20 protein-coding genes and 2 pseudogenes are annotated in these 23,384 nt (G+C 51.8%); all 22 read left to right on the forward strand.

What is annotated here, in order from left to right:
• Positions 1 to 27: 27 nt before the first annotated feature.
• Complete coding sequence (gene tssH / locus GC090_RS08135; protein WP_324021328.1) at positions 28 to 2,637, forward strand: type VI secretion system ATPase TssH; 2,610 nt, start codon at positions 28 to 30, stop codon at positions 2,635 to 2,637.
• Between the two features lie 29 nt (positions 2,638 to 2,666).
• Entirely contained in the window at positions 2,667 to 4,157 is a 1,491-nt protein-coding gene (locus GC090_RS08140; RefSeq protein ID WP_324021330.1) for a serine/threonine protein kinase, read from the forward strand.
• 11 nt (positions 4,158 to 4,168) lie between these two features.
• Positions 4,169 to 6,106 (forward strand): type VI secretion system Vgr family protein, encoded by a 1,938-nt coding sequence (locus GC090_RS08145; RefSeq protein ID WP_324021332.1) that lies wholly within the window; start codon positions 4,169 to 4,171, stop codon positions 6,104 to 6,106.
• A 14-nt stretch (positions 6,107 to 6,120) separates the two neighbouring features.
• Positions 6,121 to 6,276, forward strand: a complete 156-nt coding sequence (locus tag GC090_RS08150; protein ID WP_324021334.1) for a DcrB-related protein — start codon at positions 6,121 to 6,123, stop codon at positions 6,274 to 6,276.
• Positions 6,218 to 6,916 carry a DcrB-related protein gene (locus GC090_RS08155; protein ID WP_324021336.1) on the forward strand — a complete coding sequence of 233 codons (699 nt, stop codon included), beginning with the start codon at positions 6,218 to 6,220 and terminating at the stop codon, positions 6,914 to 6,916. The genes GC090_RS08150 and GC090_RS08155 overlap by 59 nt, the downstream gene beginning before the upstream one ends.
• Before the next feature lie 3 nt (positions 6,917 to 6,919).
• Positions 6,920 to 8,191 carry a PAAR domain-containing protein gene (locus tag GC090_RS08160; RefSeq protein ID WP_324021338.1) on the forward strand — a complete coding sequence of 424 codons (1,272 nt, stop codon included), beginning with the start codon at positions 6,920 to 6,922 and terminating at the stop codon, positions 8,189 to 8,191.
• A complete protein-coding gene (locus GC090_RS08165; RefSeq protein ID WP_277282497.1) occupies positions 8,184 to 8,444 on the forward strand; it encodes a hypothetical protein in 261 nt (86 codons plus the stop codon). The genes GC090_RS08160 and GC090_RS08165 overlap by 8 nt, the downstream gene beginning before the upstream one ends.
• A 448-nt stretch (positions 8,445 to 8,892) precedes the next feature.
• Positions 8,893 to 9,084 carry a hypothetical protein gene (locus GC090_RS08170; protein WP_277282495.1) on the forward strand — a complete coding sequence of 64 codons (192 nt, stop codon included), beginning with the start codon at positions 8,893 to 8,895 and terminating at the stop codon, positions 9,082 to 9,084.
• A 900-nt stretch (positions 9,085 to 9,984) separates the two neighbouring features.
• On the forward strand, positions 9,985 to 10,536 hold the full coding sequence (locus tag GC090_RS08175) for a hypothetical protein (protein WP_324021340.1): 552 nt from the start codon (positions 9,985 to 9,987) through the stop codon (positions 10,534 to 10,536).
• Between the two features lie 211 nt (positions 10,537 to 10,747).
• Positions 10,748 to 11,395 (forward strand): hypothetical protein, encoded by a 648-nt coding sequence (locus GC090_RS08180; RefSeq protein WP_324021342.1) that lies wholly within the window; start codon positions 10,748 to 10,750, stop codon positions 11,393 to 11,395.
• Positions 11,396 to 11,406: 11 nt separating this feature from the next.
• Positions 11,407 to 11,845 (forward strand): annotated as a pseudogene (locus GC090_RS08185) (DcrB-related protein).
• A gap of 6 nt (positions 11,846 to 11,851) precedes the next feature.
• Positions 11,852 to 13,663: pseudogene (locus GC090_RS08190) on the forward strand (RHS repeat-associated core domain-containing protein); the annotation flags it as partial.
• A 1-nt stretch (position 13,664) separates the two neighbouring features.
• Complete coding sequence (locus GC090_RS08195) at positions 13,665 to 14,042, forward strand: hypothetical protein (RefSeq protein ID WP_324021344.1); 378 nt, start codon at positions 13,665 to 13,667, stop codon at positions 14,040 to 14,042.
• A 468-nt stretch (positions 14,043 to 14,510) separates the two neighbouring features.
• Positions 14,511 to 15,053, forward strand: coding sequence for a carbohydrate porin (locus GC090_RS08200; protein WP_324021346.1), 543 nt, complete (start codon positions 14,511 to 14,513; stop codon positions 15,051 to 15,053).
• Between the two features lie 230 nt (positions 15,054 to 15,283).
• Positions 15,284 to 15,772, forward strand: coding sequence for an Hsp20 family protein (locus GC090_RS08205; RefSeq protein ID WP_033742122.1), 489 nt, complete (start codon positions 15,284 to 15,286; stop codon positions 15,770 to 15,772).
• Positions 15,773 to 15,855: 83 nt separating this feature from the next.
• A complete protein-coding gene (locus GC090_RS08210; RefSeq protein ID WP_033742120.1) occupies positions 15,856 to 16,152 on the forward strand; it encodes a hypothetical protein in 297 nt (98 codons plus the stop codon).
• Positions 16,153 to 16,399: 247 nt separating this feature from the next.
• Complete coding sequence (locus tag GC090_RS08215) at positions 16,400 to 17,203, forward strand: ABC transporter ATP-binding protein (protein WP_324021348.1); 804 nt, start codon at positions 16,400 to 16,402, stop codon at positions 17,201 to 17,203.
• A gap of 49 nt (positions 17,204 to 17,252) precedes the next feature.
• The gene (locus GC090_RS08220) at positions 17,253 to 18,167 is read left to right on the forward strand and encodes an ABC transporter substrate-binding protein (RefSeq protein ID WP_324021551.1); all 915 of its coding nucleotides are present in this window, start codon (positions 17,253 to 17,255) and stop codon (positions 18,165 to 18,167) included.
• Positions 18,164 to 19,171, forward strand: a complete 1,008-nt coding sequence (locus GC090_RS08225) for a FecCD family ABC transporter permease (RefSeq protein ID WP_375093436.1) — start codon at positions 18,164 to 18,166, stop codon at positions 19,169 to 19,171. The genes GC090_RS08220 and GC090_RS08225 overlap by 4 nt, the downstream gene beginning before the upstream one ends.
• A gap of 311 nt (positions 19,172 to 19,482) precedes the next feature.
• Positions 19,483 to 21,696: a type VI secretion system Vgr family protein gene (locus GC090_RS08230; RefSeq protein ID WP_054633587.1), complete on the forward strand. Its 2,214-nt coding sequence runs from the start codon at positions 19,483 to 19,485 to the stop codon at positions 21,694 to 21,696.
• Positions 21,697 to 21,708: 12 nt separating this feature from the next.
• A complete protein-coding gene (locus GC090_RS08235; RefSeq protein WP_054633588.1) occupies positions 21,709 to 23,259 on the forward strand; it encodes a hypothetical protein in 1,551 nt (516 codons plus the stop codon).
• A complete protein-coding gene (locus GC090_RS08240; protein ID WP_096010432.1) occupies positions 23,256 to 23,384 on the forward strand; it encodes a hypothetical protein in 129 nt (42 codons plus the stop codon). Before GC090_RS08235 ends, GC090_RS08240 begins: the two co-directional genes overlap by 4 nt.

Consider the following 23,384-nt stretch of genomic DNA (forward strand, 5'->3'; position numbering starts at 1 on the left):
CCGCTTCTTTCATTAAAGAGAACCGATATGTCAGAAATCAGCCGTGCCGTACTATTTGGCAAACTGGATACGCTGTTATTTACCTCGCTTGAGAGTGCGACCGCCTTCTGCAAACTGCGTGGCAACCCCTACGTGGAGCTGGTGCACTGGCTGCATCAGCTCATGCAGCAGCAGGATGGCGATCTTCAGCAGGTGATTAAGCACTTTTCACTGGATGAAAACGCGCTGACGCGGGATATCGTCGCTGCCCTGGACCGCCTGCCGCGCGGCGCCAGTGCGGTCTCCGATCTCGCAGAACACATCGACAGCGCCGTTGAACGCGCCTGGGTTTATGCGTCGCTGAAATATGGCGCGAACCGCATTCGCGGCGGGCATCTTCTCATCGGGATGTTGAAAACCTTTAATCTGGCCAGCGTGCTGAAAGGCATCTCGCCGCAGTTTTCGCGCATCAATGCCGATGCGTTACTGGCGCAGTTTGATACCTTGCTGGCGAACAGCAAGGAGGTTCAGCAGGCCGTTGTGCCGCCTGCCGGTGAGGCCGCCGCGCCAGCGGCAGCGGGCACCAGTACGCTGGCGCAGTATGCACAGGATCTGACGGACCGCGCACGGGACGGAAAAATCGATCCGGTCGCAGGCCGTGATGAAGAGATCCGCCAGATGGTGGATATTCTGATGCGCCGCCGCCAGAACAACCCGTTACTCACCGGTGAAGCCGGCGTGGGAAAAACGGCGGTGGTAGAAGGGCTGGCGCTGCGCATCGCGGCTGGTGACGTACCTGCACCGCTGCGCGACGTACAACTGTGGCTGCTGGATATCGGTATGCTACAGGCTGGTGCGGGCATGAAAGGCGAATTTGAAGCGCGCTTACAGGCGTTGATCAACGAGGTGCAATCCAGTCCCACGCCGATTGTGCTGTTTATTGATGAAATTCATACACTGGTAGGCGCGGGTGGACAACAGGGCACAGGCGATGCCGCCAACCTGTTAAAACCCGCCCTGGCCCGTGGCCAGCTGCGCACGATTGGCGCAACCACCTGGGCCGAATACAAAAAATACATTGAGAAAGATCCCGCCTTAACCCGCCGCTTCCAGACCGTGCAGGTGCAGGAGCCGGATGAAGCGAAAGCGATCCTGATGCTGCGCAGCACCGTCAGTGCTCTGGAGAAACATCACCAGGTACTGCTCCTGGATGAAGCCGTCAGCGCCGCCGTGAAGCTGTCTCACCGCTACATTCCTGCCCGTCAGTTGCCGGATAAAGCCGTGGCGTTACTGGATACCGCCTGCGCCCGCGTGGCCGTCAGCCAGGGCGCTCAGCCGCCTGCGCTGGAAGATTGTCTGCACCGCCTGGCGGCGCTGGACATTGAAGCAGACATCGCGGAACGCGAAGCGAAGGTCGGGCTGGGCGATGAAATCCGTCAGGCCGCCATTGCCGCGCAGCGCAGCGCACTGGAGGCCGAGCGTGATGCGCTGGACGCCCGCTGGCAGCAGGAGCGCGAACTGGTCGAAGAGTTGATTGCACTCCGTGCCCGCTGCGTGACGGAAGGAGAAGCCTCGCTGCGTGAGGCGCTGGATCACACCCGGCAGAAGCTGCAGGCGGTACAGGGTGAAGCGCCCCTGCTGTTTGCCGCCGTGGATGCCAGTGTGGTCGCAGCGGTGGTATCTGACTGGACCGGTATCCCACTGGGACGCATGGTGAAGAACGAAATCGACGCTGTGCTGAATCTGGCCGATACGCTGAACCAGCGCGTGATTGGTCAGCGCCACGGTCTGGATCTGATTGCCAAACGCGTCCGCACCTCGCGCGCACGACTGGATAATCCCAACAAACCGGTCGGTGTGTTTATGCTCTGCGGCCCGTCGGGCGTGGGCAAAACCGAAACCGCGCTGGCGCTGGCTGAATCGCTTTACGGTGGTGAACAAAACATTATCACCATCAACATGAGCGAGTTCCAGGAAGCGCACACCGTATCAACCCTGAAAGGTGCGCCTCCGGGCTACGTCGGTTACGGGGAAGGGGGCGTACTGACGGAAGCCGTCCGCCGTCGCCCTTACAGCGTGGTACTGCTGGATGAGATTGAAAAAGCCCATCCTGACGTGCATGAGTTGTTCTTCCAGGTGTTTGATAAGGGCTGGATGGAAGACGGGGAAGGCCGTCACATCGATTTCCGTAATACCATCATTATTCTGACCTCCAACGTCGGTACGGAACTGATCAGCGCTCTGTGCGCCGATCCGGAACTGATGCCGGAGCCAGAGGCTCTCAGCACCGCGTTACGTAAACCGTTGCTGGAGGTTTTCCCGCCTGCGCTGTTGGGCCGTCTGCTGGTGGTACCGTATTATCCGCTGAGTGATGAGATGCTGGCGGAGATTGTTAAACTTCAGCTGGGACGCATTGTCCGTCGGCTGGAAGAGAATCACGGTATTGAGGCCGTTATTGACGATTCGGTGGTCAGCCAGATCGTGCAGCGTTGTACGGAAGTGGAGTCTGGCGGTCGCATGGTCGACGCCATCCTGACCAATACCCTGTTGCCGCAAATGAGCCAGATACTGCTCAGCGCCCATGCCCGTGACGAACGTTATCGTCGTGTGCAGGTCAGCTGTGAGCAGGGCGAGTTTGTTTGCCAGTTTGCTGTCTAAAGCCGTTCGTTATCAGAGAGCGTTCGAATATGTCGGAACACGATAATCACCAGACTGTACCCAATGCGCTACCGATTGGTTACCGGTTCAATGAGTTTGAAATCAAGGAAGTCATCGGCGGCGGTGGCTTTGGCATCGTCTATCGCGCGTGGGATCACCAGCTGGAACGCGATATCGCCATCAAGGAGTTTATGCCGTCCTCACTGGCTGTGCGCAGCGACGATCTGAATCTGGTACTGCGCAGTGAACGGTTCAGCAAGACGTTCCATGCCGGCCTGAACAGTTTTATTCAGGAAGCTCGTCTGCTGGCGCGTTTTAACCATCCTAATCTACTGCATGTACTGCGCTTTTGGGTGCAAAACGACACCGCCTACATGGGCACGGTGTTTTACAGCGGGACCACACTGTCAGCCCTGCGTGAGCGCAATCCGCAGCTGATCGATGAGAACTGGATTCGTCGCCTGCTGCCGCCCCTGCTGGGTGCGATTAAGACCATCCATGATGCGGGTTATCTGCATCGGGATATCTCGCTGGATAACATCCAGATTCAGAGTAACGGCGATCCGGTGCTACTGGATTTCGGCTCCGCGCGCAAAACCATCGGTAACCTTTCGGATGAAAGCGAAACCATGCTGCGTCCGGGTTATGCGCCGATTGAGCAATACAGCGACAACGATGAAAGTGAACAGGGCGCGTGGACCGATATCTATGCGCTGGGTGCCGTACTGCACACGCTAATCACTGGCGCACCGCCGCCGGTGAGCGTAGTACGCAGTATTGAAGATAATTATCAACCTCTGGTTCAGCGTGCGCCGGCCGGCTACAGCCAGACCTTGCTGGCGGCAGTCGATCGCGCGCTGGCCCTGAAACCGGAAGATCGTCCGCAAAGCATTGACGCCTTTGCGGCCTCCCTGGTGCTGCCAGAAAAAGCGCCCGAACCGCTGCCGGAAGTGAAAAACACCGGGCCGGGCACGATGCTGGTGCCGGTAGAAGAAAACGACGAGGCCGCTGCACCGGCCACACCGCTGAAGAAACTGATGCGTAACCGCTTTGCGTTACCGGGCCTGGTCGCGGCGGGCGTGCTGGTGGGCGTGTGTGCAGGTCTACTGATGGCGGGCGGCGACAAACAGGACGGTGAACCGTCTAACGTTGCGCAGACGGAAACGGCCCCGGCAGCTTCCTCCGCGTCGCAGGCACCGACGGAGCCCTCTGTTACACCGGCTCAAACCCAGACGGCGCCAGCACAAACGCAGACTGCTCAGGCCCAACCGGAAAAAGCGCAGGAGCCGGTGGCACCGCCACCTGCGCCCGTCGCGCAGGTGTATATCAAATTACAGCCCGGCGAGCGCGTTGAGGTGAACGGCCAGCCGCAGGCGGTTGTACCGGCAGCCAATGGTTTTGCCGCACTGCAACTGGCACCAGGCAATTACACGTTTTCAGTGACAGGTCAAAGCGGCGAACGCGAACAGACGTTGACGATTAATCAGGAAGGCGTCTGGTTACTTGATCCTCATATTTAACAGGTATGTCTATGTTTTCACGTATTACTGTACAACTTCCCGCGCAGGGACTGCTGTTCCGTCGTCTGAGCGGCCGCGAGGCGCTGTCTGAATCGTTCGTGCTGGAAGCGGAGCTGCTTTCCACGGACGCGCGCATTGACCGCCAGTCGCTGCTGGGTAAACCGGTCACCTTCACGCTGCCGACGGACGGCTTGATGAGCGCGCTGAACCCGCGCTATATCAACGGCAAAATCACCCGGATAGGAGTGCGCAGCGAGGAGCTGGGCGGTGTGCGCTATGCGGTCTACGCGCTGACGGTGGAGCCGGACCTGTGGCCGATGAAGCGCGACCGCAACCTGCGCATCTTCCAGAGCCAGACGGTGCCGCAGATTGTGCAGACGCTGCTGAAGGAGTACGCGGTAAACGTGGAAACGCGCCTGGCGGGCAGCTACCGGGTGTGGGAATACTGTGTGCAGTATCAGGAGAGCAGCTTCGACTTCATCAGCCGGCTGATGGAGCTGGAGGGTATTTACTATTTCTTCCGCCACGAGGCGGACAAGCACACGCTGGTGCTGTGCGACGCGCCGGATCAGCATCAGCCGTTCCCGGGCTACGAGACAATCGCGTACCACGTGACGCCGTCGGGCGGCAGCGTGACGGAGGAGGGCGTGAGCCAGTGGGCGCTGACGGAGAGCGTGACGCCGGGCATCTACAGCACCGACGACTACGACTTCCGCAAGCCAAACGCGTGGATGCTGCAGGCGCGCCAGAATCCGGTGTCGCCGACGCCGGGTTCAGTGGACGTGTACGACTGGCCTGGCCACTTTGTCGAGCACGGTCACGGCGAATACTACGCGCGCGTCCGCCAGGAGGTGTGGCAGGCAGAGCACCACGAGGTGAGCGGAAGCGGAACGGCGACGGGCATCGCGCCGGGCTACACCTTTGCGCTGCTGAACGCGCCGCACTTCAGCGACAACGGCAAATACCTGGTCACGTCGGCGTACTATGACTTTGAAGAGAACAGCTACGCCAGCGGCGACGTGGGTGCCACGCGCCACAACATCGACTTCACGGTGCTGCCTGCCGCGGTAACCTTCCGTGCGCGCCCGGAAACACCGTGGCCGAAGACGCACGGCCCGCAGACGGCCAGGGTGGTAGGGCCGAAGGGCGAGAGCATCTGGACGGACAAATACGGCCGGGTGAAGGTGAAGTTTCACTGGGACCGTCTGGCGAAGGGTGACGACACGAGTTCATGCTGGGTGCGGGTGTCAAGCGCCTGGGCAGGCCAGGGGTTTGGCGGGGTGCAGATCCCGCGCGTCAACGATGAAGTGGTGGTGGATTTCATCAATGGCGATCCCGACCGTCCATTGATTATCGGCCGGGTTTACAATGAGGCCAGTATGCCGCCGTGGGCACTGCCCGCTGCCGCCACACAGATGGGCTTTCTGAGCCGATCGAAAGACGGTACGGCGGACACCGCTAACGCATTGCGCTTTGAGGATAAGGCGGGTGAGGAGCAGGTATGGCTTCAGGCACAGCGTAATTTGGATACTAATGTCAAGAATGATGAAAGTCACAACGTCGTTAATAATCGAAGCGTGACGGTTGGCGCTGATCACGAAACGCGTGTTCAGGGCAACCATACATTAGGTGTGAAGGGTGACAGTAAAACGTTAACATCCGGGAACCGTTCTGAAAGTGCTCTTGGCGCTTATATTATCGCTGCTGGCGATAAAATCAGAATCGAATGTGGAGAAAGTGCGATTGAGTTAACTCAGGCTGGTGATATCAACTTCATTGGCAAAAATTTCAACCTGACAGTCGGCCAAAACGGTGAGATAAACACCTCGAGTGGCAAGTTGCAATTAAATCCCACAGGTGGAGTAGCAGAAATTGTAGCGCCAGGTGGCGGTCAAAAAAATAAAATTGAGAGTGAAATAGACAGTTATTTTACTTCTTCAGATAAATAGTCCCGGGATTTAAAATGGCAATTTATACACTTCAGGAAGCTTCACTTGAATTACCCGATATATATAAAGACCGCACTATGAATTTATTCACACTAAGTGAAAATAGTGCAAGTGAGTTTACTTTTGTGGTATCGCGGGCGTCCGCATCAAGTGATGATTCAGTTCAATAAAGTTGCAGCTCGAATCATAAAAGAAATGGGTACAACTGTTGAGGCGTTTACCAATATTACATCACAATTTACTATAGTTGATGGGGTGCAGGCTGTTGAGCTTTTCTACCATTTTGAAAATGGTGGGGTTCAGATTTGGCAAAAACAAACAGTTGTCTTACTTGATGAACCGCTGGGTGGGAAGAAAATTGTTTGCTATATTGGTACATGCCCTTCCCAATTTAACGAGTATTATCAAAAACAGTATCAAACGATCATCAACAGCATTAAGTTCAATCATGTTGAGAAAGAGAGTGAATCCACGCCTGTTGCATCAGATTCTCCTGAGATATTTTTCTCTCTTGATAACGATACCAAAATCATTACAGCGCACGAAGGTGTTAACGCTCTCTATCAACATGTTGATTTAAAGAGAGCGTTAAATGGAAATTACTTGTTTTTTGATTCTAAGTGTAATCCCTTGCATATCGCCGCGTTGAACGATGAAGAACCAATACGCTACGCTCTTTGGCATTCACCAGGTAGCAAAGTCTCGTCACTTTTGAACAATATTGGTATTGCTAAAGGTTTCGATGGACCAGAGAGATTGTCCAGTGAGGAGCAAGTCATTGCATTTTTACTGAGGCAGAAGGATGCATAGCGAATGGCGGAGTTTAATGCGGCGAGAGACCTTGACGATATAGCACACACCGCTTCAAAGGGGTGGATGGTTGCAGGACTAATCGGCGGCGCAATATTAGGTGCGGCAGCTGTAGTGGTGACAGGTGGTGCGGCATTAGCCGTTGTCTCAGCGGCGGCGGCGGGCGCTTGTGCCGCAGGCGGAATAGGAGAAGTTCTGGGAAGTATGTCCTGGGCTCAACGGCACAATACAGGCAAACTTACATCCGGCTCTCTCAACGTGTTTGTGAATAGCAGAGCAGCAATGCGTGCACATTTGTCTAAAGGAAATTGCGATGAACATAGTGGCTCGCTTCAGTTAGTTGCAGAAGGTTCAGATAAGGTTTTTATTAACAATTTTCCGGCGGCACGCATAGGTGATCGTTTAACTTGTAGTGCAGAGATCAGTAGTGGTTCTGGTAACGTATTTATCGGCGGTGGTAAATACCAAACTGATGTAATTAATCCTGAAATTCCGGGCTGGGTTAACTGGGTGATGATGGGCGTAGGGAGTGCAGCTGTTGCTGTTATTGCCTCACCAGCTATTGCTTTATTGGGTGTGGCGGGCGCGTTTGGTGGCGGTTATACAGGAAGCTGGCTGGGTGGGAAGATATTTGGCGAAGGCAGCGATGGTCAAAAATGGTCTATGCTGGCGGGAAGTTTCATTGGAGGATATGCCGGCGGCAAGGGTGGGATGAAGTTTGATGCCTGGCGATCAAGCTTATACGAGAAAACAAACGGTGTTCCAATAAGTGAATCAAAGTTTGATGAAATAGTTAGGATACCAAAGGGTGAAAAACCTGATCCATCAACATATTTGCCCAAAGAATATATACGCCAACACGCTGAAGAATTCTCGGATGGTGCTACCAGAATCGTATCAAGGTCTGACTACGAAGAGTACGGTTTAGGTAAGCCAGATGAATTTAGATCAGAGTTTGTAAGCTCACAGCGTAATATGGAAGCTATTATAAAAGAATCTGATGGTGATTATTCAATAATGTCTGATAGATTAGGTATTCCTAAAGAACAGTTGGAAAGTGGAGATCTGCTTAAAGTTGAATTTTACCCAACTGAAAAATATAATGCTAAAATACCCTCTGGAAACGAATGGGGAGCGAGAGATGTTGAACCCTTATGGTTACCTGGTGGTAAATTGCCTAATGGTGATTATGAAGCGGTTATTTCCATGAAGAATTTAAATAAAGGGATAGACTATCAAGTTTATGACTTAAAAACAGGAGAGGTTTATGATTGAAGCTAAGATTGTTAAGTCACGCCAGGGTGATTTTAATTTACTGCGTTCGGGTAGTGAATGGTTTATAGGCGTTCTTATTCCAAATTTCTACCCAAATTCGCATTTTGATGTTAGTAAGAAGTTTGTATTGGATGAAAATGATCTTCTTCATAAAGATGATTTTGATTATTTGATCAGGTTGGCCGAGTCTATCCGTAAGGATTGGACTAAATTCTCTGATAGAGAAGTTAAAAATATTAAAGTCGTGAAGTGATTTCTTATCAGGTAATTAAAAAATACTTATTTTTCCCCAAAAAAGCGCATTTTAATGTTTTTATATTGAATTGCTATAGGGCGTTTTTTTGGTGGTTTCTGTATTTAAAAAACAGAGTCAGGCAGGCGAATTCTAGAAAGAAGAAAATTTAATTGTTCAATATTAATTGGATTGTTTCAGTGCTTTGATACATTGATGATGCTTGCTGGTTAATACATTCTGAAGTGTGCAAGGTGCCCGTTAATTTTTATTTGGTTGGTACTCTTGCTCATCTGGAAGTATTTTGATGTCAGATGTTGCTTTAATGTTTTTTTTAAGTAGTAGTAAATCGTTCGTCCCTGAAATGATTCCATAAGACTATTTTTAGTTGATTATTTCGTTTTCAGGGTGTGATATATGAAATTAAATCGTTTTTTTAGTTCCACCATTATTTATATTAATGATAATTATGCCAGCATGGAATGTCTATGCGGTGGCTTATACTGAAACATTAATAGCTCCCCCTCTTAATAACAACGACTCCTCAGTATTAATTAATGATTACGCTTTCACGCCAGAAGACGAATGGAACACTCAAAGCTTCGTACGCGCAGGCAAAGCTCTGGGTTCAGTTGTGGCTGGAGAAGTGGTCATCGATTAACAGCGGTGCAGCTACTTCCAACGTGCCTATGAAGGCTTTCGGTTATTCAGCGCAACGGTGGTTGGAAACGCCAGCCAGACTGTGCTGGCAGAGATTCTTTTGGACACACCCAGTGTACCAACGGCGTGTAATATCGTGGTGGGCAATAATGTTGAAGATTCGAAAGGTCTAACAAAATGCATTGCTAAAATCAGAGAGCAATATTATACGAATTTGACTCAAGTTTCGGCGGGGTAAACGGGAAGGCTGGTTTAGAACTAAAAGGCGGTAAAGTTTTATGGAAGCTAGCTAAAAACCCAGAAAGCGGAGAGTTTTATGCTCCAAAAAATGATGTACTGACTAAAGAAGTAAAAGAAATAAATGTAAACTCCGATATGAAAGTTTTTTCAACGTCCGGCTTTACAGTTGATTTATTGAACACCTACGGCTGATTTTATACTATATGTGATAAAGTTAAATACATAGGTCTAAAAAATAAAAATGGGAAGAAAATAACGCTTGACGGTAAAACCTTCCAGCCTGAAAACTCTAATAAAGCGCAAGGAATGATTTTCAGTAATAGTAATGTGGGTTATACTGTAATTTTTAACCCACTTACTTTAAAAGTGGATCAGGATAAGGAAGTAATTCTTGAGCAAAGTGGGGAGTGGGAATGATGGTGTCAATCCTTTATAAAGAAAGTTAGTAATAAAAATTATAAAAGGTGAGTTTTAATTGGTTTTTTTTGTTCTGTTATGGTGGTCTTTTTCTTCATCTACATCTTGTATGAATGTTCATTTTCCTATTTATTAGCTGTTTGATTGCGAGCTTCTAACTTATTAACTTAACTAAAGCCATCTTCAGTTTATCCATTGTTCATTCCAGGGCTTTAAGTTCATTCCGATATTAGCTGAGTAAATAATGATCATGTTTAAATTTTTTTCCTTATCGTTAGTCTTATCAGCATCAGTTTTTATCACCAATGCATGTATCGCTCAACAAGTAAAGTTTTCCGATGGCTTCGCTTACAATGCACTGATTTCTAGCGCGGCGGATAATGAGGCTGAATTGTCTTCAAGCCAGCGCTGTTCTTTGAGATTGATGACCATTCGCGAAGAAGAGTCAAATTCTTCAAAACCTTTCACTGGACGTTGGCGTGGCGAAAGTGACCGGGATGGAGTGTTAACGGTAAGTTTGGTTCAGCACGATGAGAATGTCACTGGCACCTATTGTTACATGAAGGACGCCGACCAAATTGATTGCCCGGGTGATGATAATCCCCATATATTACACGGACGCGTGAGTGGCAACACTGTTATGCTTTCATTCCCTTCGTCGTCAGGCGAACCCGACCGCAGGAAAGTCAAAGTCACCTTAAAAGGGGCAAATCTTTCGTGGCAACTTGTTGAAGATCCTGATGGTAACCTAATGCCAACACCAGTTTCATTTGATACTCTTCTGCCTTTATCCTGATAAAAACACCATGTTCATAAATCGTCTTTTCGGCAGCTTTTTGTTTGTGGCTGTCCTTATGTTGGTATCGTGCATTGCCAGGGCTGAATCCACTGCAGAAACCGTAGCTCCCGCTTTAAATGAGGGAGATTTTTCCGTCCTGCTCAACGACTACGCTTTCACCCCTGGTGACGCATGGAACAATCAGAGCTTCGTCCGTGCAGGCAAAGCCTTGAGCTCGGTTGTGGCCGGAGAAGTGGTCATCGATGAACAGCGATACAACTATTTCCAACACACCTATGACGGCTTTGCGTTGTTCAGCGCAACGGCGGTGGGAAATGCCAGCCATACCATTCTGGCGGAGATTCTTGTGGACGCTGCCAGCGTGCCGACGGCTCGCAATATAGTGGTGGGCGATAGCGTGGAACAGGTCCGGCAAGCCTATGGCCCAGGCAAAGAAAGTGACAGCGATAATCAACACTGGCTTATCTATAAGCTGGGTGAGAAGCAGTTGATGTTTGAAATTGACCAGCAAAAGGTCAGCCATATCATGTTGAATACCACTATGAGTGCCAGACAGCATGACATCAACGCAGACCAGGCTGTCAGTTCGGCAACGGAAGCCATTCATACTTATCACCTCACAACACTCAGCGATCAATGTCTCAGGTATGATGTTGACGACAGCAGTGATAAAAGTTTCTTTATCATTACGGTTCGCGAAGACAACCATGACGTCAGTTGTGGCGGCGATCCGGATATCTCCCCTCGTCTTTTCGACATTAAAGTGGCGCGTGACAACACTCAAATACTCACTAACGCCGATGATGCCGATGGCACATATCGAAGCCTGAATACGTCAGCCACACCCAATCAATAAACGTACACCCTATGAATTATCAGTTCAATGAAGGCGCATTTGCGCTGTTTCCTGCTGCGTGGCAGGACACCACCATGAATATTTTGCGGGATGAGGCCAGTGGGCTGGCATTCGTTGTGAGTCGTGGTGTCATTCCTGAAGGTAGCGATGCGGAGACGGAGTTCCAGCGTCAATGGGATACATTACGCAGTCAGATGGGCGCTATTCAGTAGACAGCGTTTGTACGGGGTATGGCTGGGATTGATAGCGCTAGAGGCGCTGAAGGTCGAAACCGCATTCGAGCGCAATGGACAAGCTGTGTGGCAGCGACAGTTGGCCACTTAGGTTCCTGATAGCAATGTTTTCATAATCTTTACCCTCTCCGCAATGCGTCCTTTAAACGAAGAAGATGAAGAGAACTGCGAGAGTTTTAAACACAGTTTGAGTCTGAACAATCTACGGAAAGCATAGGGTATGAAACTGCTGGCGCGCACGACACCGGAAGGTCAGACGCGCTATCACTACCGTGGTGGTGGTCAGCTAAGTAAAGTGTCACAGCATCTGCCACTGTCTGACACCGAGTGGAGCCAGCAGGCTGAGCAGGAGATTACCTTTACCTATGATGCGCTGGGCCGCATCGTGAGTGAACAGGGAGAGCAGGGCACACTGGCCTGGGAGTACGACGCGCTGGGTAATTGCACAGCCCTAACTCTGCCGGATGGCCGCAACCTGAAGCAGCTTTACTACGGTAGCGGTCATTTACTGAGCATCGCACTCGACAACCTGCCGGTGACCGAGTTTACCCGTGACAAATTGCATCGGGAACTCAGCCGCACGCAGGGCGGTCTGACCACGCGCAGTGAATACGATCGTCTTGGCAGACTGCGCCGCCGTGACGTTTTCAGGGGGGAAGCCCAGCGACCTGCACCGCGCGTCTGGTCCCGCCGGCGCGACTTCGATTACGGCAACAACCTGATCCGTGAAGAGCGTGACGATAATCCGTTCAGCCAGACATTATGGCACTACGATAACGCAGGTCGTTTGTTGTCCCAGGAAGGCGCGCAGCCTGGTAATGAACACTGGCGCTGGGACGGTGCAGGCAACCCGCTGGATCGCCATGCCGCTTCCCACGTTATGCATAACCGCGTGACCGAACTCAACGGGATTCGCTGGCAGTACGATATCCATGGCCGCACCACTGAGAAGGATGACGGCCAGACCCGCTGGCGCTACCGTTACGATAGTGAGCATCGTCTGACGGATGTCATCAGCGAGCCGCGTGATCGCAACAAGCCACGCAACAAAGTGAGCTTCCGTTACGATCCGCTGGGCCGACGCATCAGTAAAACCTGCCAACAATCGTTACAGGGTAAGCCGTCTGGTCATGCTGTCACAACGCGGTTTGTGTGGGAAGGTTACCGTCTGCTGCAGGAAATTCACGACGATATTCCGCTGACTTATGTCTACAGTGACAGCCAGAGCTATGAGCCACTGGCCCGTATTGATGGCGTGGAAAGTCCGGAGATATTGTGGTTCCACTGCGCGGCTAACGGCACGCCCGAGCGACTGACCGACGTTGAAGGCCAGCAGACCCGGGAAGGTGTGAACAGCCCGTGGGGCAAACTGCTGCGCGAATCGGATCAACGAATTCCGGTGGTAGAGCAGAACCTGCGTATGCAGGGCCAGTACCTGGACCGGGAAACGGGGCTTCACTGTAATTTGTTCCGTTATTATGACCCGGACAGCGGCCGGTTTACCCAGCATGACCCGATAGGGCTGGCGGGGGGGATCAACCTTTATCAGTATGCGCCGAATGCGCTGGGATGGGTGGATCCGTGGGGGTTGACAGGAAAAGATGTTACTACTTTTTATCATGCGGGAGATATCAAAGGCCCCATTGATCCTTCATTTGGTCAAGGAAACAAGGATTTTGATCCTGCAGATAAAGGCGGCTTTTATGTAACGACAGATAGAGCTCAGGCTGAAAAGTGGGCCCAGATGAGAACTGACAGGAATATGTCAATAACTCAATTTGATGTTCCAAATACTGAACTTGCTAAACTTGATATTAAAGTATTCGATTCAGCCAATAGCGAATGGGCAGATTTTGTTGCCCAAGCACGTAAAGGGACTCTATCGCATGGTCACGATGCAGTCAGTGGACCTATGCTCTTAAATTTGAGAGATTTTAAACGAGGCCGCCCACCAAAAGCCGGTGGGACACAGTTTGCAATCTATAGTCAAAAAGCTGCGGAATTATTTAATAAATTCAAAAGAGGATGTAACTGATATGGCTGGTACTGAGAAAATCAAAGATGGGTTGAAATACGTAAGTGAAAATAATTCTAACGAAACAGTTACAGTAAATTTTTACTCATGGGTTAATCTCATTAAAGGGATCATGATCTTTTATGGTATGAAGACTGAAGATGAGGCGCAGTCTATTATTGATGACAACCCTCTTTTTAACAATCCTCCCCATGATTATTTTGAGGCTTGCCTGTTAGGGCATGACGATGAATATTATTGGGCTATGGTAATGTCTCATGGAGATAGATATTTTGAAAAGGGATTTAGTCGAGTGGCTCCTGATGATTATTATGAATGGGAGAGTAATTATTTAAAAGAGCATGGCCTTGCAAGTGAAACATTGATTTTTAGTGAGTAATATAGCGGTATAGGTTGGTAATATACTGCTTTGATTTTTCAGTTTACTTTATGTCTCAATGCTGCAAATAGCATTTCAATATATTTCCTTTGAATTAATTGAAATTTGAATGCAGTTTTTGTTATGTGTATTTTCAATGGTGTTGGTTGCTACTAATTTTTTTCTTATATTATATTTAGGGGAGGGTGTTGCCACAGAACGATTAATCCTCATCATGAGTCTGATAAGGTAATGACATAGGAAATTGATTTTTTGCTACTCTGCATATTTCGTTTAACACCAGAATTGACACGCTATATTTATTAGTCTCTCTGGTTTTTCCCTGTGAACAGATTTATTGTTTGCTATGTTTTTTTGCATCAGTCCCGAATCTAATGTTGTTATTTAGTGTCTTTGTCCGCCAATAATTGTGCTTGTTTTATGCAATCAGTGTCTTATTACTACAGATATTACTGCGGTCTTAAGTTTTTGTGGAGCTCAAAAAATGTCAACTATTTACGTCCGGTCATCGCGTGGCACCACAGCGACGTGACAGCCGCTGTCGGAATGGAAAGTAACGTGGTGAAGAATGCCTATGGCTACACAAACAGCCAGGGTCAGTTTAAGGATCAATCCAGACGCAATGGATATGGCGCTACCCTGAGTTGGAACGGGCAACGAGCTAATCCGGATTCAGGGGCGGTCATTAATCTCAGCACGGCGTATATGGATGCAACGGAAGAACAAAACTTCAGTGCCGGCCTGAACGGGTTGTGGCGCGACATCCAGCCTGGCTATATCTATGTGCGTAATGATGTGAAAGCGTTCACAATACAGCCAATGAACGGTGCCAGCCTGAACGACGTTATTCCAGGCAATTATGCCATTCATACCCTTCACTCCTCATACCACTTTCGCCATGTTCTGAACATGCAAAATTTCGATGTCTACCTTGGTGCTTGCTGGTCACAAATCAATGCTGAACGGCACAGCGGCGATAACGAACGCTACGGTACACGTGTCTGGTTCTAATACCCTTTCTGATCGCCAAACCGCCGCACCAGATAGGGATGAAACGGCATTTTTACATGGGGCGTCCGTCTGAGATAAGAGCAAAACCATGTAGCCACTCACGCCCAAAAAAATTTCATTTTCCTCGCTTGAAATCCCACTAAATGATCCTATAAATGTCTGTGAGCAGCGGGGGAGATCCCCACGCCGATGAGCTTTTGAATGAACCATTAATTCAGGAGGTTATCACTATGGCATTACGTAATTTTCCCGTATTTCCTTCTATCGCAGATTCTGCCTTTTCAGACCGGTTTAACCGTATCGACAGGCTGTTCAGCCAGTTGACCGGCGATGCGCCCGTGTCGGTTTCCCCCTCTTACGACCTGAAGCAGGTTGATAACGAACACTACGAACTGACCGTCAGCGTGCCGGGCTGGAAAGAAAGCGAGCTCGAAATCGAAGTGGCAGGCGGTCGTCTGACCGTGACCGGACAGAAAGAGGAGGTCAGCGATAACGATACGGAAAAAGAAGGGCAGAACAGCGGTTGGCTGCACCGTGGTATCAGTCGTTCAGACTTCCGTCTGAGCTACAGCGTGCCGGAACATATGAAAGTGACCACCGCACGCCTGCAGGACGGTTTGCTGCGCGTCGGCCTGCACCATGAGATACCGGAAAGCGAGAAGCCTCGTCGCATTCCGATCGAACACCGTACGGCGGAAGCCATTGAACATCAGGCCTAATGGCAGGTTAACGAAAAAGCGGAGGGCGCTGACGGCGTTCTCCGCGCTTTGTCATCAAGGTGCCAGAGAATCAGGAGGCGGTAATGAAAGTCATCAGCGTGCCCGAAGATCGTGCTCTTTATCCCAAACTGGTTGGCGAAACCGTAATGGCGGCAAAGTTACAGTTAGGCCGCACCCGGTTGTCGGTGAATTACAACAAAGTGCCTGGCGGTATCATGCCGGTGCTGGTGGTGGATTTCTACAACGAAAAAGGCAAGCTTTACTCCCTGCGTTACAACCTGCCGCCCGATACGCCAGAGCGCACTGAACGTCGATTGTCGCTATTAATGCGGCTGATTGAGAAAGAGGCCAGTGAGGAAAAACTGGCTGAGGCGGTGTAAAACCAATAAGTGCAACCAAAACGAAGAGGAGGTGACGATGCTCAACACACTCATGCTACATACCTCGTTGGGTGCTGGCATGCTAGCGATGACGGCCAGCCTGTTTCACAACCGTTTTAAATAAGCCGTTTTCGTTTTCTCTCTTCAGGGTGCCGACATCGCGGCACCCTGTTTCATTCGTGCCCGCCGCTTGTCTTTCTGCGTCTCAATTGTTATGTTATAACATATCTATTTGTGGGGTGAAAACATGCCGTCGTCCATAGCGTTACCTCAATCCGCTCCTGTTTTGCAGGTCAACATTGCGCAGTTGAACCGAACGGACGGCGAACCGCTCTTGCATCACATTCACTTCAGCGTCAGAGAGGGAGAGCGGCTGGTCATCATCGGGCCAAACGGCAGTGGCAAGACGTCATTACTGCGGGCAATGTGCCGTGAGTTATCGTCACCGCCACAGGCGATTCAGCTTAACGGCGCATGTCTGGCAACGTTTTCACGGCAACAGCTTGCCACCTGCATAGCCGTGATGGCGCAGAATGATATGCCCGATCTCAGGCTGTCGGTTGAAGAGTACGTTGCGTTGGGCCGTATTCCGCATCTAGGCGCCTGCCCGGCAGGAGTAAATCAACGGATCGTCCACGAGTCTATTGATGAAACCGGTCTTTCAGCACTAAAAACACGCCCGCTGGCTGCGCTGTCCGGGGGAGAGCGACAACGTGCTGCACTGGCGCGCGTGCTGGCGCAAAAGCCGTTATTGATCTTACTGGATGAACCGACGAACCATCTTGATCCGCTGGCCCGCCAGCAGCTACTGGCACTCATTAAAAACAAAGGGATTACGGCAATAGCGGTACTGCATGACCTGTCCCTGATTGATACGTTTGCCGATCGTGTGCTTATCCTGTCGCAGGGCGAGCAAATTGTGTGTGATCACCCGTCGCGCGCGCTGACGTCGCGCTATCTCCAGCCTGTGTTCGGCTTAAACAGCTTTACCGTAAAACATCCTGCCAGCGGTAAGCGCTTACGTATTTTTGAGGTGCCCGACTGTGCATGATGCATTGAGTAAAATCGGTTTTGCCGCGTTTCTGGCCGTGACGCCAGCCATGTGGGCCAGCGCAAGTGATTTTCCTGTCACCGTCGACAGTTGCGGCCAGCCCGTGACGTTCACCTCGCCGCCTGCGCGAGCCGTGATTAACGACCTCAATATGGCAGAAATGGCTTTTGCGCTGCATCTGCAGAACCGTATTGTCGGTCTCACCGGCATCAGTGGCTGGTACAAGATGACGCCGGCCTTTAAGCAGGCCATGGGATCCATCCCTGAGCTGGCACCGAAATATCCCTCACTGGAAACGTTGCTGGCCGCGAGCCCTGATTTCTTTTTTGCTGGCTGGAATTACGGGATGAAAGTGGGCGGTGACGTTACGCCTGCTTCACTGCGTCACTACGGCATTAAAACCCTGGTGCTGAGTGAAAGCTGCGTCTTTACGCAGAAGGACAAGCAGAAAGCGACGATGGATCTGCTCTATAACGACGAGATTAAACTGGGCAAAATTTTTGGCAAGCGGGCCGAGGCCGAGGCGCTGGTAGAGGACTGGAAACAGCAACTGCAGGCCTTACCTCAGCGTCCGGCTGACACGCCGCCTCGAAAAGTCTTCGTTTACGACTCAGGCGAAGACAAACCGTTCACCAGCGGAAAATATGCCATGCCGACCGCCATCATTGAGGCCGCCGGAGGTAAAAACGCGATGGAATCGCTGGAGATGAGCTGGGGCACCACCTCCTGGGAGAGCGTGGCGGCCACGCAGCCGGATTTTATTATCTTGCTGGACTATCAGACCGGCAGTGGGGCAGAGGCACTGCGCCACTTCCTGGAAAATCATCCGCTTATGAAGCTGACGCCTGCGGTAAAACACCATCGCTACCTGAAGTTACAGTACGCTGAACTCACACCGGGGCCGGCCAATATTCAGGCCGTAGAGAAGCTGGCTCATGCGCTCTATTCGCCGGATGCGCCGTGAATCGATCGCCGTATCGTTATCCAGGAATAATGAGTGCGTCCTGCCTGCTGCTGGCGATCCTGATGCTGATCAGCACGGCGGAAGGCACCGTGTCATTGTCTTTAACGCAGGTGCTGTCCGCACTCGACATGGCAGACGCGCCCGTCTCTGAAATGGTAACCCGAATCGTGATCGACCTACGGTTACCGCGCACGCTGCTGGCCGTGATGACGGGGGCTGGCCTGGCCATGGTCGGGGCTTTATTGCAAACCACCACCCGTAACGATTTAGCCGATCCGTTTTTATTTGGTCTGTCCTCTGGGGCCTCAGCCGGTGCTGTACTGGTGATTACCCGCTTTGGCGATCGGCTGTCGGCGTTAACCTTGCCCGTTGCCGCTTTCGCGGGTGGGCTGTTTTCAGCCGCCGCCGTCATGTTGCTTTTTCATTTCAAAAAGCAACGTTCAGCAGAGCACTTGATTCTCTGCGGGCTGGCCGTGTCATTTCTGTTTGGTGCGGTGACCAGCTATTTGATTTTTTCAGGCGACCAGCGCGCGGCCAGCTCGGTGATGTTCTGGTCACTGGGCGGGCTGGGATTAGCCAGCTGGCATAATCTGCCTTATGCACTGGTAAGTCTGGCATTACTGACAGGGTTTGTAGCGCTGCGCGGGCGGCAGTTGGATGGATTGCTGGCGGGCGAGCAAACCGCACTCTCGCTTGGTATTCACGTCAACCGGTTACGCATCGAGGTGTTTCTGTGCTGTGCGCTGGCAACCGCGTTGCTGGTGGCACTGACCGGCGTCATTGGCTTTGTCGGACTAATGGTGCCGCACCTGTGTCGGCACGTAACGGGTGTGAAACACCGGTTGCTGATCCCACTGTGCGCGCTCTGGGGCGCCATTTTGTTGTGTGCTGGCGATATTGCCAGTCGGACGCTGCTGGCCCCGCAGGAGCTACCCATTGGCATTATCACGGCGGGCATTGGGGGGATGTTTGTGATTGTCCAACTGACGCGCGCCCGACCCTGAATGCTGAAATCCGCCGCTGAGTAAGACCGGTTCACGGTGCCTGACTCAGTAAGGTAATTTCATTATTTCATTCCGAGACAGCTGGCCAATAATGGCGAGCGATCTTCTGCAATCAAGGTATTTCCACCGAGGATTGCCGGATTGCCTGGCTTTATTATGAATGTAATAGCTATTCACACTTCTTTGCATTCGGGTAACATATTAGCCATTGTCTTATTTACTTAAACAATCGATCCGATCCATCCTAAACCTTAAAACAAACGTACTCACGAAGTCCCGCGTGACTTCAGTCTGACGTCAGGGTTCGATTTATGCTCAATCGCATTACTGTTCAGTTACCCGTTGAAGGCTTGCTGTTCTGGAAGCTATCTGGCCGAGAGGCCCTGTCTGAATCGTTTATCTTAACGCTTCAGGTTTTAGGGACCGATGCGCGTATCGAACGCAGCGCGTTGCTGGGTAAAGCCGCTACCGTAGTGGTGCCGACGCAAAGTCTGGCAAATCCACGTTACTTTAATGGCAAGATCACGCGGGTGGCGGTGAGCGCGGTAGAGATGTCAGGCACGCGTTATGCTGTTTACACGTTAACGCTTGAGCCAGATCTGTGGCCGATGAAACGTGACCGGAATCTGCGCATTTTTCAGGAGCAAACCGTTCCACAAATCGTGCAGACGTTACTCAGTGAGTATCAGGTTAACGTGGAAAATAACCTGTCGGGTAGCTATCGCAGCTGGGATTACTGTGTTCAGTATCAGGAAAGCAGTTTTGATTTCATCAACCGACTGATGGAGCTGGAAGGCATTACCTGGCACGTTCGCCATGAGGCCGGTAAGCATACCATCGTGCTCACGGATGCCACTGCGCAGTACACGCCATTTAGTGGCTATGAAGTGATCCCCTATCATCAAACGCCTTCAGGCGGTTCCACCAGTGAAGAAGGGATAAGCCAGTGGGCCCTTACTGACAGCGTGACGCCGGGTTTATACAGTCTGGACGACTACGATTTTCGCAAACCTAACGCCTGGCTCTTCCAGGCACGACAAAATCCAACATCTCCTTCACCCGGCACCATTGATGTGTATGACTGGCCGGGGCGGTTTGTGGAACATGGTCATGGCGAATTTTATGCCCGCATCCGTCAGGAGCGTTGGCAGGTAGAGCATCAACAAACCCACGGCACCGCGACGGCAATGGGGATTGTGCCGGGCAGCACGTTCCAGCTCACCAATGCGGCCTTTTTCAGCGATGTCGGTGAATATCTGGTGACTGCTGCTGACTACCAGTTTGAGGAGAATCGCTACGCCAGTGGCCCGGACAGCCAGACGATTCATCGTACGGAGTTTAGCGTGATACCAGCGGGTGTGGTGTTTCGTCCTGAGCAGAAAACGCCGTGGCCGCGCACGGGCGGCCCGCAAACGGCGAAGGTGGTCGGGCCGAAAGGCGAAAGTATCTGGACCGATCGCTATGGTCGGGTCAAGGTTAAGTTTCACTGGGATCGGCTGGCAAAAGGTGACGATACCAGTTCCTGCTGGGTGCGTGTTTCCAGCGCGTGGGCGGGACAAGGTTTCGGCGGCGTGCAGATTCCACGCGTAGGCGACGAAGTGGTGGTCGACTTTATTAATGGCGACCCTGACCGGCCAATTATCACCGGTCGCGTCTATAACGAGGCCAGCATGCCGCCCTGGGCTTTGCCCGCTGCCGCTACGCAGATGGGATTCATGAGCCGCTCAAAGGATGGATCGCCTGACAATGCCAATGCGCTGCGTTTTGAAGATAAACCCGGCGAAGAGCAGCTCTGGTTGCATGCTGAACGTAATATGGATACCGAGGTTGAAAACGACGAAACCCATGATGTCGGCAGCAATCGCACCAAAACCGTTGGTAAAGACGAAACCAGCCATATCAAGCAGAACCGTACACGGACCGTGGATGGCAATGAAACCATCTCGGTTGGACAGGACCGCAGTAAAACCATCAGCGGCAATGAAACCACCACGGTTCAGCAAAATCGTACGGAAACGGTGAAAGGTAATGAAACGCTCAGCGTTGAGCAAAACCGCGATGAAACCATTACCGGAAACCATACCACGACGGTGAAAAGCAATAACACCGGCACAGTAGAAGGGAAGCAAACGCTAACGGTGATTCAGGATCGGACCCGTACGGTGCAGGGCAATGAAAAGGTTAGCGTGCAGCAAAACCGAACCGTGCAGGTGACGGGTAATCAGACACTCGACGTGACGGGTAATCGTCACGTCAGTGTCAACAGCAATGAGGCCCGTACCATTGCGCAAAAGCAGGATGTGACGATCGGCGCTGGGCGCACGCTCAGTATCACGGGGGGCGATACCCGCTTTACTCAAGGAAGCGTGGCCGACAGTGCCACGGATACGTTTCATATCAACGTCGGTGAGAGCGGGATTTTAATCAGCAATGGCAGCGTGCAAATTACGGCGGGCGGATCGACGATTACCATTAATGCCGCCGGTGTCATGGTGAATGGCAAAAAAATTGAACTCAATGCCTGACAGGGATGAGAAATGAGCACCGCAAAGAATCCCACTGAACGTGTTATGACTGAGCTGGAGCTGAGCTGGTTAACCGCCACGGAAAAGACCGACGCGGGTCTGTTTATCTGGCGCGTTCCAGCCGCAGGCGAATCACTACTTGATGCGTTCATCGCCCTTCAGCAGCATCCGGAGGGGCGTTCCGTACCCGATATATTCCTTGGTCTGTCTACGGCGTTTGAAACCGGTTATGGCTATAGCGATGCACTGTCGCGTGACTTTCTTGAACATTATGACGCCACGCCCGATGCGGCACATTGGGATGGCGATGTGTTGCTGCCCTGCTACACCATTGAACAGCTTTGCGGCCTGTTACAGGACTTCGCCGATCATTTTGCAGAGGATGTACGTTACCTGGTTCTGGTGCTTAAACCCGCTGCCGTAAGTGACGAGAGTGCGTTGATGCGCTGGCTGAAACGCTGGCTGGCTTCCTCCGCGCCTGCGCCGCGTTTACTGCTGATTGATACGCTTGAACAACCGCTTTGGCAGCCACTTCATGACGCGCATCCTGATCGCGTCCAACTGATTGTCGATCAGGTCGATGGCATGAAGGTGATGCATCAAACCGCCCAGCAGCAAAGCGATCCTGATACCGATCGGGCATTGCTGCGGCGTTACCTTGCCGATGCGATGCTCTTGCTGGAAAAAGGGACCGCCCAGCAGGTCGCTGCGCGCGGCAGTCTGGCGTTAGGCATTGCACAGCGGCGAGGCTGGCCTGATCAACAGGCGATGTTGCATAACCTTATTGCGGGCGGCTGGCTGAAAGGCCAGGATCACAATAAGGCCGTCGACCACTATCGTGAGGCGCAAAACGCGTCCAGCAGCGTGGCGGACCCCGTTGTCAAAGGCCAGCTTCGAACGCAGAGTACGTTTGGCGAAGCCGGTGCCTGGTTTTCACATAAAGAGTACGTTCGAGCGGCACAGTGCTACCGGCAGGCCGCGCGTGAGGCAGAGGTAATCCCCCATCCTGTGTTTGCGATTGAGGGCTGGCGCATGACTGGCTTCTGTTTATGGCTCGCCGGACAACGCCCGGCTGCCATGGAAGCCTATGGTAAGGCCGTGCGAGCCGCAGAGAATGTGCCCCTGGCCGAGCGGGGCGAAACCACGCTGCCGCTGGTCTTTCAGGATCTTCTGCGCAGTCACGATAAACGCCGCACAGAGGCGCTTGAAGCCTATGCATCTCGCTGGCAATCCGATAAACAGCGGCTTATTCAGCAGGCCGACGCGAACCTGCCGCCTGTGCCCACCCCATCGCAGGTCCGCCAAACTGACAGCCTGCTGCAACGCCAGCTCGAGGCAACCTTTTTACTTATTCGCGAGGAGCGGGAAACACTCATCCGCAATGGCGATGACAGTTTTCGCCGTGTCATCCACCTGGCCCGTGAAAAACTGCATCCGCAGTGGAATGGCTTACCTGACATCGCCCATCCTTTTGATGCCCCGCCGGGTGAATGGCAAAGCCTGCCTGCGTGGGGAAGCACTGAACCCTTAGCCACACAACCTGCAGGGAGCAACACATTGTGAAAAACCGCATCATCCTTATTGTCGTCGTCACGGTCCTGGCGCTGCTGTTCTTAAGCCTGTCCGATAGCGGTCTGGCGACGGAAGTCAGAACATTTTTGCGCGCGCTGCTGCGAGCCATTTTCTGA

The organism is Pantoea sp. JZ29, assembly GCF_035190385.1.
In the GTDB taxonomy this organism is placed as follows: domain Bacteria; phylum Pseudomonadota; class Gammaproteobacteria; order Enterobacterales; family Enterobacteriaceae; genus Pantoea; species Pantoea stewartii.

Excerpts from the sequence above, each read along its gene's own strand:
- GC090_RS08220 (WP_324021551.1), top strand. The coding sequence starts at position 17,253 with ATGTGGGCCAGCGCAAGTGATTTTCCTGTCACCGTCGACAGTTGCGGC.
- GC090_RS08210 (WP_033742120.1), top strand. The coding sequence starts at position 15,856 with ATGAAAGTCATCAGCGTGCCCGAAGATCGTGCTCTTTATCCCAAACTG.
- GC090_RS08140 (WP_324021330.1), top strand. The coding sequence starts at position 2,667 with ATGTCGGAACACGATAATCACCAGACTGTACCCAATGCGCTACCGATT.
- tssH (WP_324021328.1), top strand. The coding sequence starts at position 28 with ATGTCAGAAATCAGCCGTGCCGTACTATTTGGCAAACTGGATACGCTG.
- GC090_RS08165 (WP_277282497.1), top strand. The coding sequence starts at position 8,184 with ATGATTGAAGCTAAGATTGTTAAGTCACGCCAGGGTGATTTTAATTTA.
- GC090_RS08160 (WP_324021338.1), top strand. The coding sequence starts at position 6,920 with ATGGCGGAGTTTAATGCGGCGAGAGACCTTGACGATATAGCACACACC.
- GC090_RS08175 (WP_324021340.1), top strand. The coding sequence starts at position 9,985 with ATGATCATGTTTAAATTTTTTTCCTTATCGTTAGTCTTATCAGCATCA.
- GC090_RS08230 (WP_054633587.1), top strand. The coding sequence starts at position 19,483 with ATGCTCAATCGCATTACTGTTCAGTTACCCGTTGAAGGCTTGCTGTTC.
- GC090_RS08205 (WP_033742122.1), top strand. The coding sequence starts at position 15,284 with ATGGCATTACGTAATTTTCCCGTATTTCCTTCTATCGCAGATTCTGCC.
- GC090_RS08145 (WP_324021332.1), top strand. The coding sequence starts at position 4,169 with ATGTTTTCACGTATTACTGTACAACTTCCCGCGCAGGGACTGCTGTTC.
- GC090_RS08235 (WP_054633588.1), top strand. The coding sequence starts at position 21,709 with ATGAGCACCGCAAAGAATCCCACTGAACGTGTTATGACTGAGCTGGAG.
- GC090_RS08150 (WP_324021334.1), top strand. The coding sequence starts at position 6,121 with ATGGCAATTTATACACTTCAGGAAGCTTCACTTGAATTACCCGATATA.
- GC090_RS08215 (WP_324021348.1), top strand. The coding sequence starts at position 16,400 with ATGCCGTCGTCCATAGCGTTACCTCAATCCGCTCCTGTTTTGCAGGTC.
- GC090_RS08195 (WP_324021344.1), top strand. The coding sequence starts at position 13,665 with ATGGCTGGTACTGAGAAAATCAAAGATGGGTTGAAATACGTAAGTGAA.
- GC090_RS08170 (WP_277282495.1), top strand. The coding sequence starts at position 8,893 with ATGCCAGCATGGAATGTCTATGCGGTGGCTTATACTGAAACATTAATA.